This is a genomic window from Paraburkholderia sp. Cpub6 (assembly GCF_014201065.1).
GTDB classification, from domain to species: domain Bacteria; phylum Pseudomonadota; class Gammaproteobacteria; order Burkholderiales; family Burkholderiaceae; genus Paraburkholderia; species Paraburkholderia tuberum.
Genome location: NZ_JACHDM010000017.1, coordinates 96,760 through 111,190, shown reverse-complemented (window position 1 = coordinate 111,190; position 14,431 = coordinate 96,760). Strand labels below are relative to the sequence as shown.

16 protein-coding genes are annotated in these 14,431 nt (G+C 66.1%); 11 read left to right on the top strand and 5 right to left on the bottom strand.

The features are described from left to right. Positions 1-88 precede the first annotated feature (88 nt). From flhF to HDG33_RS25040, 3 genes are read left to right on the top strand one after another with little or no spacing between them, the layout of a single operon-like run. Complete coding sequence (flhF, locus tag HDG33_RS25050; RefSeq protein WP_184034948.1) at positions 89-2,140, top strand: flagellar biosynthesis protein FlhF; 2,052 nt, start codon at positions 89-91, stop codon at positions 2,138-2,140. Beyond that, a complete protein-coding gene (locus HDG33_RS25045; protein WP_184034945.1) occupies positions 2,133-3,002 on the top strand; it encodes an AAA family ATPase in 870 nt (289 codons plus the stop codon). Before flhF ends, HDG33_RS25045 begins: the two co-directional genes overlap by 8 nt. Before the next feature lie 30 nt (positions 3,003-3,032). After that, positions 3,033-3,767 carry an RNA polymerase sigma factor FliA gene (locus tag HDG33_RS25040; protein ID WP_090802497.1) on the top strand — a complete coding sequence of 245 codons (735 nt, stop codon included), beginning with the start codon at positions 3,033-3,035 and terminating at the stop codon, positions 3,765-3,767. Positions 3,768-3,860: 93 nt separating this feature from the next. On the opposite strand, the gene HDG33_RS25035 is transcribed toward HDG33_RS25040, so the two are convergent. The 5 genes from HDG33_RS25035 to flgA form a co-directional block, all read right to left on the bottom strand. Next, positions 3,861-4,271, bottom strand: a complete 411-nt coding sequence (locus HDG33_RS25035) for a type II toxin-antitoxin system HicB family antitoxin (protein WP_090802498.1) — start codon at positions 4,269-4,271, stop codon at positions 3,861-3,863. Next, positions 4,268-4,450 carry a type II toxin-antitoxin system HicA family toxin gene (locus HDG33_RS25030; protein ID WP_013090886.1) on the bottom strand — a complete coding sequence of 61 codons (183 nt, stop codon included), beginning with the start codon at positions 4,448-4,450 and terminating at the stop codon, positions 4,268-4,270. Before HDG33_RS25030 ends, HDG33_RS25035 begins: the two co-directional genes overlap by 4 nt. A 289-nt stretch (positions 4,451-4,739) precedes the next feature. After that, complete coding sequence (locus HDG33_RS25025; protein ID WP_184034942.1) at positions 4,740-5,186, bottom strand: flagella synthesis protein FlgN; 447 nt, start codon at positions 5,184-5,186, stop codon at positions 4,740-4,742. A 94-nt stretch (positions 5,187-5,280) separates the two neighbouring features. Next, positions 5,281-5,640: a flagellar biosynthesis anti-sigma factor FlgM gene (gene flgM, locus HDG33_RS25020; RefSeq protein WP_184034939.1), complete on the bottom strand. Its 360-nt coding sequence runs from the start codon at positions 5,638-5,640 to the stop codon at positions 5,281-5,283. 177 nt (positions 5,641-5,817) lie between these two features. Next, positions 5,818-7,293, bottom strand: coding sequence for a flagellar basal body P-ring formation chaperone FlgA (gene flgA, locus HDG33_RS25015; RefSeq protein ID WP_184034936.1), 1,476 nt, complete (start codon positions 7,291-7,293; stop codon positions 5,818-5,820). 218 nt (positions 7,294-7,511) lie between these two features. Here flgA and flgB point away from each other — a divergent pair, with 218 nt between their 5' ends. From flgB to HDG33_RS24975, 8 genes are all read left to right on the top strand, one after another. Then, complete coding sequence (flgB, locus tag HDG33_RS25010; RefSeq protein WP_090802505.1) at positions 7,512-8,012, top strand: flagellar basal body rod protein FlgB; 501 nt, start codon at positions 7,512-7,514, stop codon at positions 8,010-8,012. Positions 8,013-8,141: 129 nt separating this feature from the next. Next, positions 8,142-8,567, top strand: coding sequence for a flagellar basal body rod protein FlgC (gene flgC / locus HDG33_RS25005; protein WP_026225509.1), 426 nt, complete (start codon positions 8,142-8,144; stop codon positions 8,565-8,567). Between the two features lie 10 nt (positions 8,568-8,577). After that, a complete protein-coding gene (locus HDG33_RS25000; RefSeq protein ID WP_184034933.1) occupies positions 8,578-9,300 on the top strand; it encodes a flagellar hook assembly protein FlgD in 723 nt (240 codons plus the stop codon). A gap of 43 nt (positions 9,301-9,343) precedes the next feature. Further along, positions 9,344-10,858: a flagellar hook protein FlgE gene (locus HDG33_RS24995; protein ID WP_184034930.1), complete on the top strand. Its 1,515-nt coding sequence runs from the start codon at positions 9,344-9,346 to the stop codon at positions 10,856-10,858. 17 nt (positions 10,859-10,875) lie between these two features. After that, the gene (gene flgF / locus HDG33_RS24990) at positions 10,876-11,634 is read left to right on the top strand and encodes a flagellar basal-body rod protein FlgF (protein WP_184034927.1); all 759 of its coding nucleotides are present in this window, start codon (positions 10,876-10,878) and stop codon (positions 11,632-11,634) included. A 104-nt stretch (positions 11,635-11,738) separates the two neighbouring features. Further along, positions 11,739-12,527, top strand: coding sequence for a flagellar basal-body rod protein FlgG (flgG, locus tag HDG33_RS24985; protein WP_018418763.1), 789 nt, complete (start codon positions 11,739-11,741; stop codon positions 12,525-12,527). A gap of 29 nt (positions 12,528-12,556) precedes the next feature. Then, complete coding sequence (gene flgH, locus HDG33_RS24980) at positions 12,557-13,255, top strand: flagellar basal body L-ring protein FlgH (protein WP_184035104.1); 699 nt, start codon at positions 12,557-12,559, stop codon at positions 13,253-13,255. Positions 13,256-13,257: 2 nt separating this feature from the next. Next, positions 13,258-14,427, top strand: coding sequence for a flagellar basal body P-ring protein FlgI (locus HDG33_RS24975; protein WP_311548380.1), 1,170 nt, complete (start codon positions 13,258-13,260; stop codon positions 14,425-14,427). Positions 14,428-14,431 lie beyond the last annotated feature (4 nt).

The window sequence follows — 14,431 nt, the reverse complement described above, 5'->3', positions numbered from 1 at the left end:
TCGCCCGACGCCTTTCGCAATAATTGATCGCAATGGGAAGCGGTGTATTGCCGGTCCGTCAGTCCGTATACCTCATCGGGGGTCCAGCTTGAACATTCGTAAATTTGTCGGTGCTACCAGTCGCGATGCGTTGCGTCTCGTTCGCGAAGCACTTGGCCCCGATGCGGTCGTGCTGTCGAATCGCACGATGGACGACGGCAGCGTCGAAATCGTCGCGCTCGCCGATAGCGATCTCGCCGCGATCACGCCGAAAGCGCGCGAAGGCGCGCAGGCCGCGGCGCTCGGCACGGGCTCCGGTGCGGCATCGACGCTGGCCCCGCGCGGCTTGTTCGCGGCGCCGACGAATCCATACGCGAGCGCAATGCCGGACGTGTTTTCGTCGGTGTTCGGCGCGAGCCCGGAAGCGGGTGGTGAAGCGACGCCGGCGATCGAGCCGGCGAATGCGGCTGCGGATTTCATGGCCGGCTCGGTGAACAGGACGGCGCTCAATTCGGCGCTCAATTCGGCCGTCAGCCAGGCGCTCAGCATGTCCGCGAATCAAGCAGCGTCCGCCGCCGCGTGGCCCGGCAATTCGCCAATCGGCCCGGCGACGCTGGGCACGACCGGCGCGTCCGCGGCCATCGCGACAGGCCCCGCGCCCGCCGCAAGCCAGTCGGCGTCCAGCGCGGCCACATCGTTCAACGCACCGGCCACGCCCGCCGCTGCCGCCACGCCTTCAGGCGCGAGCGCCCGCGCCGCGGCCGCGCGCCTGTCGAAAGACATCCGCGCGGATTTGCTGAAAGCTGCCGGCGTGCCGGTACCGCCGGCAATCCCATCGAGCGAAGCCGCCGCGCCGCGCACGATGGCCGAGTCGAATCCGTGGCTCATCGATCACGCGCGCCGCCTCGCGGCCGAGCAGCAGCAACAGAGCGGCCAATACAGCGCGCGTCCCGCCGCGATGACGCCCGCCGTCGCGACCGCCAAAGGCCTCGGCAGCGCAGTCGACGCGCGGCCGGCCGCCATGCCGCCGGTGATCGACACGCCCGACTGGGCGCGCGAAGCCGCCGAAGCCGCTGCGCGCCGCGCCGCTCAGAAGATCGCGCCCGTGCCGTCCGCTACTGACGAAAGCCGCACGCCGTCCGCCGTCGCCGAAGCGATCAAGGGGCGCATGGAGCAGGTCGTCAAGGACACCGTGATGAACGAGCTGTCGTCGATGCGCGACATGATGGAAGAGCACTTCGCGGGTCTGCTGTGGGGCGATCGACAGCGCCGCAGTCCCGCACGCGCCGCGCTCACCAAGCACCTGTTCGCCGCCGGCTTTTCCGCGCAGCTCGTGCAGATGCTGGTCGACAACCTGCCCGAAGATGTCGACACGATGGATGGCGGCATGGACTGGGTGCGCTCGGTGCTCGAGTCGAACCTGCCGGTGATGGAGGACGAAGACGCGCTGATGGAGCGCGGCGGCGTGTTCGCGCTGATGGGGCCGACCGGCGTCGGCAAGACGACGACCACCGCGAAGCTCGCAGCGCGCTGCGTGATGCGCTTCGGCGCGAGCAAGGTGGCGCTGCTGACGACCGACAGCTACCGCATCGGCGGTCATGAACAGCTGCGCATCTTCGGCAAGATTCTCGGCGTTTCGGTGCATGCGGTGAAGGACAGCGCCGATCTGCAGCTCGCGCTCTCGGAGTTGCGCAACAAGCACATCGTGCTGATCGACACGATCGGTATGAGCCAGCGCGACCGGCTCGTGTCCGACCAGATCGCGATGCTAAGCCGCGCCGGCCAGCCGGTGCAGCGTCTGTTGCTGCTCAACGCGACGAGCCACGGCGACACGTTGAACGAAGTCGTGCAGGCGTATCAGCGCGCGCCGGACCAGCAGCCGCTCGCCGGCTGCATTCTGACCAAGCTCGACGAAGCGACCAACCTCGGCGGCGTGCTCGATACGGTGATCCGCTACAAGCTGCCGGTGCATTACGTATCGACCGGACAGAAGGTGCCGGAGAACCTTTACGTCGCGACGAAGAAATTCCTGATCAAGAGCACCTTCTGCATTCCGCGCGACAGCTCGCCGTTCGTGCCGCACGACGACGACATCCCCGCTTTGCTGTCCTCGCTGTCCGCACGTTCGACGGCCGAGCTGCACGAGGTTCGCTTTGGATAAATTCGTTTCGGATCAGGCCGAAGGGTTGCGGCGGCTGCTCGCGCGCGGCGGCGCGCGCGTGATCGCGTTGGCGGGTGCGTCGTCGGGCATCGGTAATACGACCGTGGCGGTCAACCTCGCCGCGGCGCTCGCACAGCAGGGCAAGGACGTGCTGGTGATCGACGAATGCGTCGGTGAGAAATCGGTGAGCGCGATGCTTGGCGGCTTGCGCGGCGCGGGCAACTTCGCGGCGGTGATGCGCGGCGAGAGCCCGGTCGATTTCGCCGCCGCGCGTCACGCGCTCGGCTTTTCGGTGCTGTCCGCCTCGCGCAACAACCGCGAGGGGCATACGGAGGCCGAACTCGGTGTGCTGCTCGGCGGCTCGGCCGATATCGTGCTGATCGACGCGCAGCTCGACGACGAAGGGCATCTGTCGCCGCTCGCCAGGCAGGCGCATGACGTGATGATCGTCGCGCGCATGTCGGGCGAGGCGATCACCGAGGCCTATGCGTGCATCAAGCGTTTGCATTACGCGCACGCGATCGCGCAGTTGCGCGTGCTCGCGAATCACGTGCAAAGCGCCAACGACGCGCAGGCCGCGTTCGCGAATCTCGCCGGCGTGGCCGGCCGTTACCTGACCGTCGCGTTGGAAAACGCCGGCTGCATTGCGGCCGACGTGCGCATCGCACGGGCACTCGAGCTGTCGCGCTGCGTGGTCGACGCGTTTCCGTCGACACCGGCCGCGCGCGACTTCCGCCATCTCGCCGCCGAATTGCAGTACTGGCCGATGCGGCCAGCGATGTCGTCGCAAACGCCCTGGCGGGCGCCTGCGACAGTTACAGCGGCGCACCACGCCGACCAACCGTCCGCGCATCACGCTTGAAAGGCGTGCACGAAGGACAAGGGGAGCACGATGTACAACGCTCAGGGAAAGATTTCTCAGGCCGAAGTTTTGACGAAGTACGCACCGCTCGTGCGTCGACTCGGCTTGCAGCTTGTCGCGAAAATGCCGGCGAGCGTCGATCTCGACGACCTGATCCAGGCCGGCATGATCGGTTTGCTGGATGCCGCCGGCCGCTACAAGGAAGACCAGGGCGCGCAGTTCGAGACCTATGCCAGCCAGCGGATTCGCGGCGCGATGCTCGACGAGTTGCGCAGCAACGACTGGCTGCCGCGCAGCCTGCGCCGCACCTCGCGCGAAGTGGAATCCGCGGTGCACAAGGTGGAGCAGAACCTCGGCCGCTCGGCGAGCGAGGCGGAGGTCGCCGAGCACCTGCAAATGCCGCTCGACGAATATCAGTCGATGCTGCAGGACCTGCATGGCAGCCAGCTGATCTACTACGAAGACTTCGACCGCTCCGCCGACGACGAACCTTTTCTGGACCGCTACTGCGTCGACCATTCCGATCCGCTCTCGGCGCTGCTCGACGACAGCCTACGCTCGGCGCTCATCGAAGCGATCGACCGCTTGCCGGAGCGCGAGAAGCTGCTGATGTCGCTGTACTACGAGCGCGGCATGAATCTGCGCGAGATCGGGGCGGTGATGGAAGTCAGCGAATCGCGCGTGTGCCAGTTGCATAGCCAGGCCGTGGCACGCCTGCGCGCCCGACTGCGCGAAATGGCCTGGGCGAACGCCGAAGCGAACTGACGCCACCGCGGCGCCGCACGCCGTTTTTCAAACGCCGCCTTCAGATGCGGCGGTGCGCCGATGCCAATGCGCGCCTGTGCCGCCTGCCGTTGCTCAGGCGTTCGCCATCTCATGCTCGGCGGCGAGCGCGAGAAACGCCGAGCGCGACATACCGCGCGCCTGCGCATACGCGTCGATCTCCTGCACCAGCACCTCGGGCAGCGAGATGTTGATGCGAACCGCCTTCTTCAACGCCGGAATATTGCGCGTCGTCACGAAACCCCATGTGAACCCCGCGAACTCGGGATTGCGCCGATGCTCACCTAGCGTGAGAGGCTCGGGCAGCGGCAGCCCTTCGTCGAGCAAGGTTTCGAGATGCGATTCGATTGCCTCTTTCGCGTTCACATACGCTTGTTCGAGCGTGTCGCCCGCGGAGTAGCAGCCTGGAATATCGGGCACCACGACGCCGAACGCGTGCGTGTTGTCTCCGGGTTCGATGGCGATCGGAAAGATCAGATGCTTCATTTGAGCCCCGCCTGTTTCAGAATGCTGTTCAGGGTGCCGGCCGGCAAATCTTTTTTCGGATGCGGGACGGTCACGAGCCCCCGTTTTCCCGCGTGCCTGAAATGATGGTGACTGCCCGCTATGCGGACGAGCTGCCAGCCATTCGCTTGAATCAATTTGACGACCTCGGCACTGTTCATACATCATATCCTCCATTATACACACGCCTACACAAACTAACGAGCAAGCAAGACTCCGCCCGTCGAATTGCGGCCGCGTCGAAGCCGCGGCGTTGGCGAAAGCTCGAACGAAGTCACCATTTCAACGTGACGAGGTGGACTAGCGCCAGCTAGCCGAACGGCTAACGCAGCGCGGAAGGACAGGGAAGTGGGTGGAAAAGCGGCGGCGGAAAACGAAAAAGCCCGTCGATGACGGGCTTTTTCATTCATTTCGTAGATTGCTCGATTGCAGGCCGGGCAGGCGGGCCGATCAAAGTCCCGAATAAGCCGGAACGCGTCCATCCGGCCCGTACAGATTCGTCTTGCGCGGCACGTTGACTTGCAGCACCTTTAGCGCGCGCTCGTTGTAGTCCATCCGCACGCGGATCAGCTCGCCGTTGTTGGTGTTGACGCGCCGCGCGCGATCCGCGGCTTTCTGCAGCAGTTTCCATTGCGTCGCGACGCGCGCGTCGGTGCTGGCCGCGAGCTCCATGCCGGACCAGCCGGTCGGAAAGCCGAGTTCGGCCAGATGCGAGTCGCGCGCGGCTTCGAGCCTCGCGAGCACGCCGATCAGCTCGGTTTTTTTCTCGACGATCGCCGGCAACTGCTCCAGCGGCGAGATCGCCGTCAGCGCTTTGGTTTCGAGAGTGAGGATCGAGGCGAATGCCTCGACGGTCGAATATTCTTCGATCAGGGTAGCAACGAGGGCGTCTTTCATATCAACAACTCGCTACGCACACTGGCTCGCGAACGGCGCGCGAACCGGGTTGGTCGGACGCCGCCCGGCAGATCACCGCGCGGCGAAATGCCGATCAGTTGCCGGTCGACGAGGTTTTGTTCTGCAACAGGTCGCGCGCCGTCTGCAGCACGCCGTCGGCGATCTTGCCGGAGTCGATCTGCAGCTTGCCGTCCTTGATCGCCTGTTTGATCGACTCGACGTGCGCGGTGTCGATGTCGGCCGAGCCGGAGGCCGCGAGGCTGTGCAGATGCTGCGACAGACCCGACAGGCTCACGCTTGTGTCGCCCGACGCGCTGCTCGCGGCCGGCGCGGCCGTGCTCGTCGCGCCCTGCGTGGTGCTGGCTGCCGGCGTGGCTTCGTCGCTCTGCTGCGAACGGGACAAAGCGTCTTTCAACGACGGCAGATTTGAAGAGGTGGTGGGATCGACTTTCACGATTGGCTTCCCTAACGATTTGATCCTGATAACGGCAACCGCTGATCAAAACTTTAGCGCAATCGCTCGACACCCGGCTCGCCGCCAGGTGGCCATCTACCCCTTTCAATCCCCGTCCGTCTGCCCTGGCCACCGGGGCGCCGGCCGTTTCGACGGTGCTCGTTGCCGCCAGTCCGCTCACATCGGGATCTCCACCGTGCCGCCGTCCTTGACGATGCCGGAGATGATCTGGCCGTTGGCGGTCTTCACGCGCACCTGCTGGCCCGGCGACGCGTTGTTCATCGCGCTGCCCTCGGACGAGATCGAGAAACCGTCGCCGGCCGCGATGACCCGCACGGTCTGGCCGAACACCACCGCCGACGCGCTCTTCAGCATGTCGCGGCGCAGCGGCATGCCGCCCGCGATCCGCACGAGCGAGACCGAGCCGACCGCCTGCGACGGGTCGGTGACGATCGCCTGCGGCAGGCCGGTCAGGTCGCCTTCGCGCGCGACGAGGTCGGCGGCCGTGAGCACTTCGCCCGGCGCCATCGCGCGGGCGGCGAGGTAGTAGGTCGCATGCAGCGAGATGCGCGCCTGCAGATAGATGGTCCACGGCCGCTCGCCCGCGCAGCGCACGCCGACCGTCAGCCGGCCCCACAGGCGCGCGCCGGTCGGCATGAACGGTTCGAGCGACGTGCACGCGGCGAGGCCGCGCGGAAACGCGGGCGCGACAGTGATGTCGGCCTTGCCGGGCAAGCCGACGGCCTGCTGTTGCAGGAACGCGAGCGCGCTCGCGTGAATCGCTTCCGGGTCCTGCTGGCCAGGCAGCGGCCCGGCTTGCGCAGCCGTCGCGGCGGTAGCGGTCTGCGGCGTTCTCTGTGCAATGACGGCCGCCGGCTGGCGCGAGCCAGGCGACGTCGCGGGTGTTCTCGCGATCCCGGGATGCGCCGGCTGCGCCGCAGCGGCCGCGATCGGCTTGCCATTCGCGCCGAACTCGGGTGGCTCGCCGCGCGCGGCGAGACTGTCGAAACCGTCGCCTTGCGGCGCACTGGCCGCGACCACGCGCTGATTCGCGACGCTGGCGGCCGGGCCCGCTTCGACATTGACGCGCGCGACGCCGGACGCCCCAGTGCTGGCCGCCGGCGGAATCGTCACGACGCCGTTGGCGTCCGGTTTGAAGTTGGTGCGGATGATGGCCGGCGCGGCGGCAGCGGGCTCGCCCGCGCCCGGAATGACGATCGCGCCGCTTGCGCGCGCGGCACGCCCGAACGTATCGGTGTCGCGCGACCCGCTCGCGTGGCCGAGCGACTGTGCGGTCGCCGCCGCGAGCGACGCTGCCGACGCGCTGCGCTGCGCCGGCGTCTGAATCCGTTGCGCGAGATCGTTTAGCGCGGCGGGATTTTTCTCGGCGGGCCCGGCAATCACGATCGGGCCGCCCGCATCCTGCGCCTGGGTCGTAGCCGGCAGCAACACGATGCCGCCCGCAACCCATACCGCGACGTTGACGGCCGCCCGCGTCAGGCAATGCGCAAGGCAACGCGAGAAAGAGCGCGGCACCGGCTGGGCGAGCGCGCCCTCCGAACCATCGCCCCGTTCATCGACCCGGCCACCCCCCACGCGACGCATCGTCGTGCCGCTCGCCGGCTGCGGCAAGGTGTTGGTGGGCTGGTCCATCGCGGGTCTCCATCGAATGCATCGGTACGCCTTGCATTCTAGTGAGCCCCGCTTTCGCGCAAACGTTGAATAGAAGCCCCCTTTCCCGGTTATTCGTCCGATTGCCGCTTGCGCGCGGCCCATAAGATGCATCACATGCAAAAAGGCCTTCGCACCCGCCGCGTGTCTCTCACGATGCGCACACGGGACGGCCTTGGAAACGTTCTCGGGAGATTCCGATGCTGGACAAGCTCGATGCCGAATTCGCATTCGGCCGGCAGGCGATGGATGTGCGCGCATACCGGCAGGAACTGCTGTCGTCGAATATCGCGAACGCCGACACGCCCGGCTACAAGGCGCGCGATATCGACTTCGCGTCGTCGCTCGCCGGCGCGCTGAAGAAGACGGGCGGCAGCACCGCCGGCCAAGGCGCATCGAACAGCTCGACGCTCGCGATGACGCAACCCGCGGGCGTGACGAGCGGCATGTCGATGAACACGACCGAGGCCGGCCACATGAGCGGCAAGGCCACGCTGACGGCGACGGGCGGCAGCCCCGACGATTACGGCAACCTGCAATACCGGATTCCGCTGCAGCCGGCGCTCGACGGCAACACGGTCGACGTCGACACCGAGCGCGTGCAGTTCGCCGACAACACGGTGCACTTCGAGTCGGGTATGACGGTCGTGTCGAACCAGATCAAGACGATGCTGTCGGCGATTACGTCGGGCTCGTCGTAAGCCCTGCACGCCGCACGGCACCCAGGCAGGGCGCATAGCAGCTGAATACAGGCAGCATGCACGCACGAACAGAAACGCTACGGGACTTAACGTAAAGCCGGTGCGAACCGGCAGGAGAGGTCAGGAAACATGCCATCCCTGATGAACATTTTTGGTGTCGCGGGTTCCGCGATGTCGGCGCAGTCGGAGCGGCTCAACGTGACGGCGTCGAACCTGGCCAACGCGGACAGCACGACGGGCCCCGACGGTCAGCCGTACAAGGCCAAGCAGGTCGTGTTCGCGGTGAGCCCGCTCGGCGGCGCGCGCACACGCTCCGGCCAGCAGGTCGGCGGCGTGCAGGTGACGGGCGTGGTCGACGATCCGTCGCCGATGAAGACCGCGTACGAGCCCGGCAATCCGGCCGCCGACGCGAACGGCTACGTGACGCTGCCCAACGTCGACCCGGTGCAGGAGATGGTCAACATGATCTCGGCCTCGCGCTCGTACCAGGCCAACGTCGAAACGCTGAACACGGCCAAAACCCTGATGCTGAAAACGCTCACGATCGGAACCTGAGGAGAGAGCCTTGACCACCAACACCACGATCGGCGGCAGCGGCACGACCGTTTCGCAGACGCTGCTCGACACGATGAACGGCACGAGCAGCAGCTCGAGCGCGACCAGCTCGACGAGCAGCACGTCGGGCACGTCGGCGGCGGACCTGCAGGACACCTTTCTGCAGCTGCTCGTCGCGCAAATGAAAAACCAGGACCCGACCAATCCGATGGACAGCTCGCAGATGACCTCGCAGCTCGCCCAGATCAGCACGGTGCAGGGCATCAGCCAGCTCAATACGTCGCTCACCTCGCTGTCGACGCAGCTGTCGGCGGGCCAGCAGTCGCAGGCCGCGCTGCTGATCGGTTCGACCGTGCTCGCACCGGGCAACTCGATCACCGTGTCGAGCGGCAAGACGAACGAGTTCGGCGTCACGCTCGCGAACTCCGTCAGCGACCTGCAGATCGTAGTGAAGAACTCGGCCGGCACGATCGTCAATACGCTCGATCTCGGCAAGCAGTCGGCCGGCACGATTCCGGTTGGCTGGACGCCGACCGATTCTGCGGGCAACACGCTCGCCGACGGCACCTACACGATCACCGCGACAGGCACGATCAACGGCCAGCAGGCAACGGCTACCACGCTCACCGGCGCGACGGTGGAAAGCGTCGTCCAGCAGAGCAGCGGCACGCCGGGCCTCGTGCTGTCGAACGGCTCGACGGTCGGCCTGACCAGCGTCGCAGCGATCCTGTAGTCCGGATCCATTCAGTTACGACTTTACAGATACGGAGTACGTCATGAGTTACCAAACAGGTTTGAGCGGTCTGTCGGCGTCGTCGAGTGATCTCGACGTGATCGGCAACAACATCGCCAACGCCAACACCGTCGGCTTCAAGAGCGGCACCGCGGAATTCGCCGACATGTACGCCAATTCGGTCGCGACCGCGACGAGCCAGCAGATCGGTATCGGTACGCAACTCTCCGAAGTGCAGCAGCAATTCTCGCAAGGCACGCTCACGACGACGAACCAGGCGCTGAACGTCGCGATCAACGGCAACGGCTTCTTCCAGATGTCGAACAACGGCACGCTGACCTATTCGCGCAACGGCGTGTTCCAGCTCGACAAGAACGGCTTTATCACGAACGCGCAGGGCCTCGATCTGATGGGCTACGCGGCCAATGGCTCGGGCATCATCAACACCGCGCAGACCGTGCCGCTGACGGTGCCGACCGCGAACATCGCGCCGCAGGCGACCACCTCGATCACCGCGGGCCTGAACCTGAACGCGCAGGACGACATCATGCTCGGCGCGCCGACCGCGACGCCGGGCGGCACCAACGCCGGCACGCTGAGTACGGCCGGCGCGACGATCACCAACGCGGCAGCGGGCACCAACACCGACCAGTACACGATCAACTTCACGAGCCCGACGACCTACACGGTCACGGACAACACGCTCGGCACGACCACGGCGTCGCAGCCCTACACGGCCGGCACCGCGATCACGCTCGGCAACGGCGAGAGCATCACGTTCAGCGGCACGCCGGTGGCCAGCGACAGCTACACGATCACGCAGAACCCGACCACCTTCAACCAGAGCAGCTCGTCGACCTACAACTACTCGACGAGCACGACCGTCTACGACACGCTCGGCGGCTCGCAGACCGTCAATATGTACTTCGCGAAGACGGGCTCGGGCACGTGGAACGTGTACGCGGGCCCGTCGACCGGCACCGCTTCCCTGATCGGCACGGCGAACTTCAATTCGTCGGGCACGCTGGTCAGCACGACCGACGCGACGACCGGCCTCGCGACCGCGACGCTCGGCGCGTTCACGATGTCGATCCCGACCACCGACGGTTCGGGCACGCCGCAGAACGTCACGCTGAACATGGCCGGCACCACGCAGTACGGCGGCAAGAACGGCGTCAACAGCCTGTCGACCGACGGCTATGCGGCGGGCACGCTGACGAGCTTCACGGTCGGCTCCGACGGCACGCTGACGGGCAACTACTCGAACGGCCAGACCGCGGCGCTCGGCCAGATCGTGCTCGCGAACTTCTCGAACCAGAACGGCCTCGTCGACCTCGGCAACAACGAGTACGGCCAGACGGCTGCCTCGGGCGTCGCGCAGATTTCGACGCCGGGCTCGACCAATCACGGCGTGCTGCAAGGCGGCGCGGTCGAGAACTCGAACGTCGATCTGACGAGCGAGCTGGTCAACCTGATCACCGCGCAACGCAACTATCAGGCGAACGCGCAGACGATCAAGACCCAGCAGGCCGTCGACCAGACCCTGATCAACCTGTAAGCGAACGGGACCTCTTCATGGATCGGCTGATCTACACCGCGATGTCGGGCAGCGCGCAGGCGCTCGAACAGCAGGCGATCGTCGCGAACAACCTCGCGAACGCGTCGACCACGGGCTTTCGCGCGCAGCTCGAAACCTACCGCGCCGTGCCGATGTCGTTCGGCGACGGCAGCACGATCAACGACGACACGACCCGCACCTTCGTGCTGTCGTCGACACCGGGCGCCGACTACACGCCGGGGCCGATCCAGCAGACGGGCAATCCGCTCGACGTCGCGATTCAGGGGCCGGGCTGGCTGTCGGTGCAGACCGCCGACGGCAACGAGGCCTACACGCGCGCGGGCAATCTGCACATCGACGAAAACGGCCAGCTCGTGAACGCGACCAATCAGGTCGTGCTCGGCAACGGCGGGCCGGTATCGGTGCCGCCGGGCGCGCAGATCACGATCGGCAAGGACGGCACAGTGTCGGCGCTGACGCCGGGCGATCCGCCCACCGCTGTGGTCACCGTCGATCAGCTGAAGCTGGTCAATCCCGATCCGCAGTCGCTCACGCGCGGCGATGACGGTCTGTTTCGCACCGCCGACGGCAATCCAGCCGACGCCGATCCGACCGTGACGCTCGCGCCGGCGTCGCTCGAAGGCAGCAACGTGAATCCGGTCAGCGCGATGGTCTCGATGATCACCAACGCGCGCCAGTTCCAGATGCAGACGCAGTTGCTGGAAAACGCCGACAAGAACGATCAGTCCGCCAACCAGCTGCTCAGCTTCAGCTAACGGATTGCCGCGGGGCGCCCTACGAGGCGCGCTCCGAGACAGCTTTGCATGGGTCCGGAGCAAGCGCTAAAGCGCCAACTCCGCCCGACATTGGAGAACCATAAGTGAACCGCTCACTGTATATCGCCGCCACCGGCATGAATGCGCAACAGGCGCAGATGGACGTGATCTCGAACAACCTCGCGAACGTCAGCACCAACGGCTTCAAGGGCTCGCGCGCGGTGTTCGAGGATCTGCTGTACCAGACCATCCGCCAGCCGGGCGCGAACTCGACGCAGCAAACCGAACTGCCGTCCGGCATCCAGCTCGGCACCGGCGTGCAACAGGTCGCGACCGAGCGTCTGTACACACAGGGCAACCTGCAGCAGACCGGCAACTCGAAGGACGTCGCGATCAACGGCGCGGGCTTCTTCCAGGTGCAGATGCCCGACGGCACGACCGCCTACACGCGCGACGGCTCGTTCCAGACCAACGCGCAGGGTCAGCTCGTCACGTCGAGCGGCTACCAGGTGATTCCGGCGATCACGATCCCGACCAATGCGACCTCGCTGACGATCGGCAGCGACGGCGCGGTGTCGATCACCGTGGCCGGCTCGAGCAATACGCAGCAGCTCGGCACGATGCAGCTCGCGACCTTCATCAACCCGGCCGGCCTCGACTCGAAGGGCGAGAATCTGTTCGCGGAGACCGCGTCGTCGGGTGCGCCGAACGTGTCGCAACCGGGTCTGAACGCCGCGGGCACGCTCAACCAGGGTTACGTGGAAGCGTCGAACGTGAACGTCGTGCAGGAACTGGTGAACATGATCCAGACGCAGCGCGCGTACGAAATCAACAGCAAGGCCGTGACGACCTCCGACCAGATGCTGCAGACCTTGAGCCAGATGCAGGTTTGAGGACTGGAAATTTAAGGCGGTAAACGATGATGTCGCACTCCACTCGCACTCCGGTTCATTCGCGCACGGCCGAGGCGCTCGTGCAGCTCACGCTGCTCGCCGCGCTCGGCGGCTGCGCCCAACTGCCGAGGGAACCGATCACCCAGCAGCCGATGAACGCGGTGCCGCCGCTGCCGCCGCAGGCGCAGGCGCCGGGCTCGATCTACAACCCGGGCTACGCGGGTCGGCCGCTGTTCGAAGACCAGCGGCCACGCAACGTAGGCGACATCATCACGATCGTGATCGCCGAGAACATCAACGCGACGAAGAACTCGGGCGCGAATGCGAGTCGCAACGGCAGCACGAACTTCAGCGTGCCGACCGCGGGCTTTCTCGGCGGCCTGTTCGCCAAGACCAACCTGAACGCGACCGGCGCCAACGGCTTTACCGGCACCGGCGGCGCGAACGCGTCGAATACGTTCAACGGCACGATCACCGTGACCGTGACCGGCGTGCAGGCGAACGGCAACCTGATCGTGAGCGGTGAGAAACAGATGCTGATCAATCAGGGCAATGAATTCGTGCGCTTTTCCGGTGTCGTGAATCCCAACACGATTTCGAGTCTGAACGCCGTGTATTCAACCCAGGTCGCCGACGCGAAAATCGAATACTCCGCGAAGGGTTACATCAACGAAGCGGAGACCATGGGCTGGCTGCAGCGGTTCTTCCTCAACGTGGCGCCGTGGTGATCATGGGTACCGTCTTCAACACGCTGTCGCGCGCGGGCCGCGCACTGATGTTCGTCGCGCTCGCCTGCGCGGCGCTGCCGGCCGTGACGCCGGCGCACGCGGAGCGCCTGAAGGACCTCGTGCAGATCCAGGGCGTGCGCGACAACCCGCTGATCGGCTACGGCCTCGTGGTCGGCCTCGACGGCACCGGCGACCAGACCACGCAGACACCGTTCACGACGCAGACGCTCGCGAACATGCTCGCGAACCTCGGCATCTCGATCAACAACCAGGCGGCGGGCTCCAGCAACTCGCAGTCGTCGCTGTCGAACATCCAGCTGAAGAACGTCGCCGCGGTGATGGTGACCGCGGTGCTGCCGCCGTTCGCGCGGCCGGGCGAAGCGATCGACATCACGGTGTCGTCGCTCGGCAATGCGAAAAGCCTGCGCGGCGGCACGCTGCTGCTCACGCCGCTCAAGGGCGCCGACGGCCAGGTGTATGCGCTCGGCCAGGGCAACGTCGCCGTGGGCGGCGCGGGCGCGAGCGCGAACGGCAGCAGGGTGCAGGTCAACCAGCTCGCCGCGGGGCGCATCACCAGCGGCGCGATCGTCGAGCGCTCGGTGCCGACGGCGGTGTCGCAGGCGGGCACCATGCAGCTCGACCTGAACGACATGGACTACGACACCACGCAGCGCGTCGTCGCGGCGATCGACAACGCGTTCGGCAGCGGCACCGCGACCGCGCTCGACGGCCGCACGATCCAGCTGCGCGCGCCGGCCGATCCGCAGCAGCAGGTCTCGTTCATGGCGCAATTGCAGAACCTCGAAGTGCGGCCCGGGCAGGCCGCCGCGAAGGTCATCCTGAACGCCCGCACCGGCTCGATCGTGATGAACCAGATGGTCACGCTGCAGAACTGCGCGGTCGCGCACGGCAATCTGTCGGTCGTGATCAATACGCAGCCGGTGGTGAGCCAGCCGGGCGCGTTCTCGAACGGCCGCACGGTGGTCGCGCAGCAGTCGCAGATCCAGATGAAGCAGGACAACGGCTCGCTGAAACTCGTGAACGCCGGTGCGAACCTCGCCGAAGTGGTGAAGGCGCTCAACGCGCTCGGCGCGACGCCTGCGGATCTGATGTCGATCCTGCAGGCCATGAAAGCAGCCGGTGCATTGCGCGCCGACCTTGAAATCATCTAAGGAG

What these genes read in the sequence shown, in the direction of transcription:
- flgF (WP_184034927.1), top strand. Translation starts at nt 10,876, where the DNA reads ATGGATCGGCTGATCTACACCGCGATGTCGGGCAGCGCGCAGGCGCTC.
- HDG33_RS25030 (WP_013090886.1), bottom strand. Translation starts at nt 4,450, where the DNA reads ATGAACAGTGCCGAGGTCGTCAAATTGATTCAAGCGAATGGCTGGCAG.
- HDG33_RS24975 (WP_311548380.1), top strand. Translation starts at nt 13,258, where the DNA reads ATGGGTACCGTCTTCAACACGCTGTCGCGCGCGGGCCGCGCACTGATG.
- flgA (WP_184034936.1), bottom strand. Translation starts at nt 7,293, where the DNA reads ATGGACCAGCCCACCAACACCTTGCCGCAGCCGGCGAGCGGCACGACG.
- HDG33_RS24995 (WP_184034930.1), top strand. Translation starts at nt 9,344, where the DNA reads ATGAGTTACCAAACAGGTTTGAGCGGTCTGTCGGCGTCGTCGAGTGAT.
- HDG33_RS25035 (WP_090802498.1), bottom strand. Translation starts at nt 4,271, where the DNA reads ATGAAGCATCTGATCTTTCCGATCGCCATCGAACCCGGAGACAACACG.
- flgC (WP_026225509.1), top strand. Translation starts at nt 8,142, where the DNA reads ATGCCATCCCTGATGAACATTTTTGGTGTCGCGGGTTCCGCGATGTCG.
- flgB (WP_090802505.1), top strand. Translation starts at nt 7,512, where the DNA reads ATGCTGGACAAGCTCGATGCCGAATTCGCATTCGGCCGGCAGGCGATG.
- flgH (WP_184035104.1), top strand. Translation starts at nt 12,557, where the DNA reads ATGTCGCACTCCACTCGCACTCCGGTTCATTCGCGCACGGCCGAGGCG.
- HDG33_RS25040 (WP_090802497.1), top strand. Translation starts at nt 3,033, where the DNA reads ATGTACAACGCTCAGGGAAAGATTTCTCAGGCCGAAGTTTTGACGAAG.
- HDG33_RS25025 (WP_184034942.1), bottom strand. Translation starts at nt 5,186, where the DNA reads ATGAAAGACGCCCTCGTTGCTACCCTGATCGAAGAATATTCGACCGTC.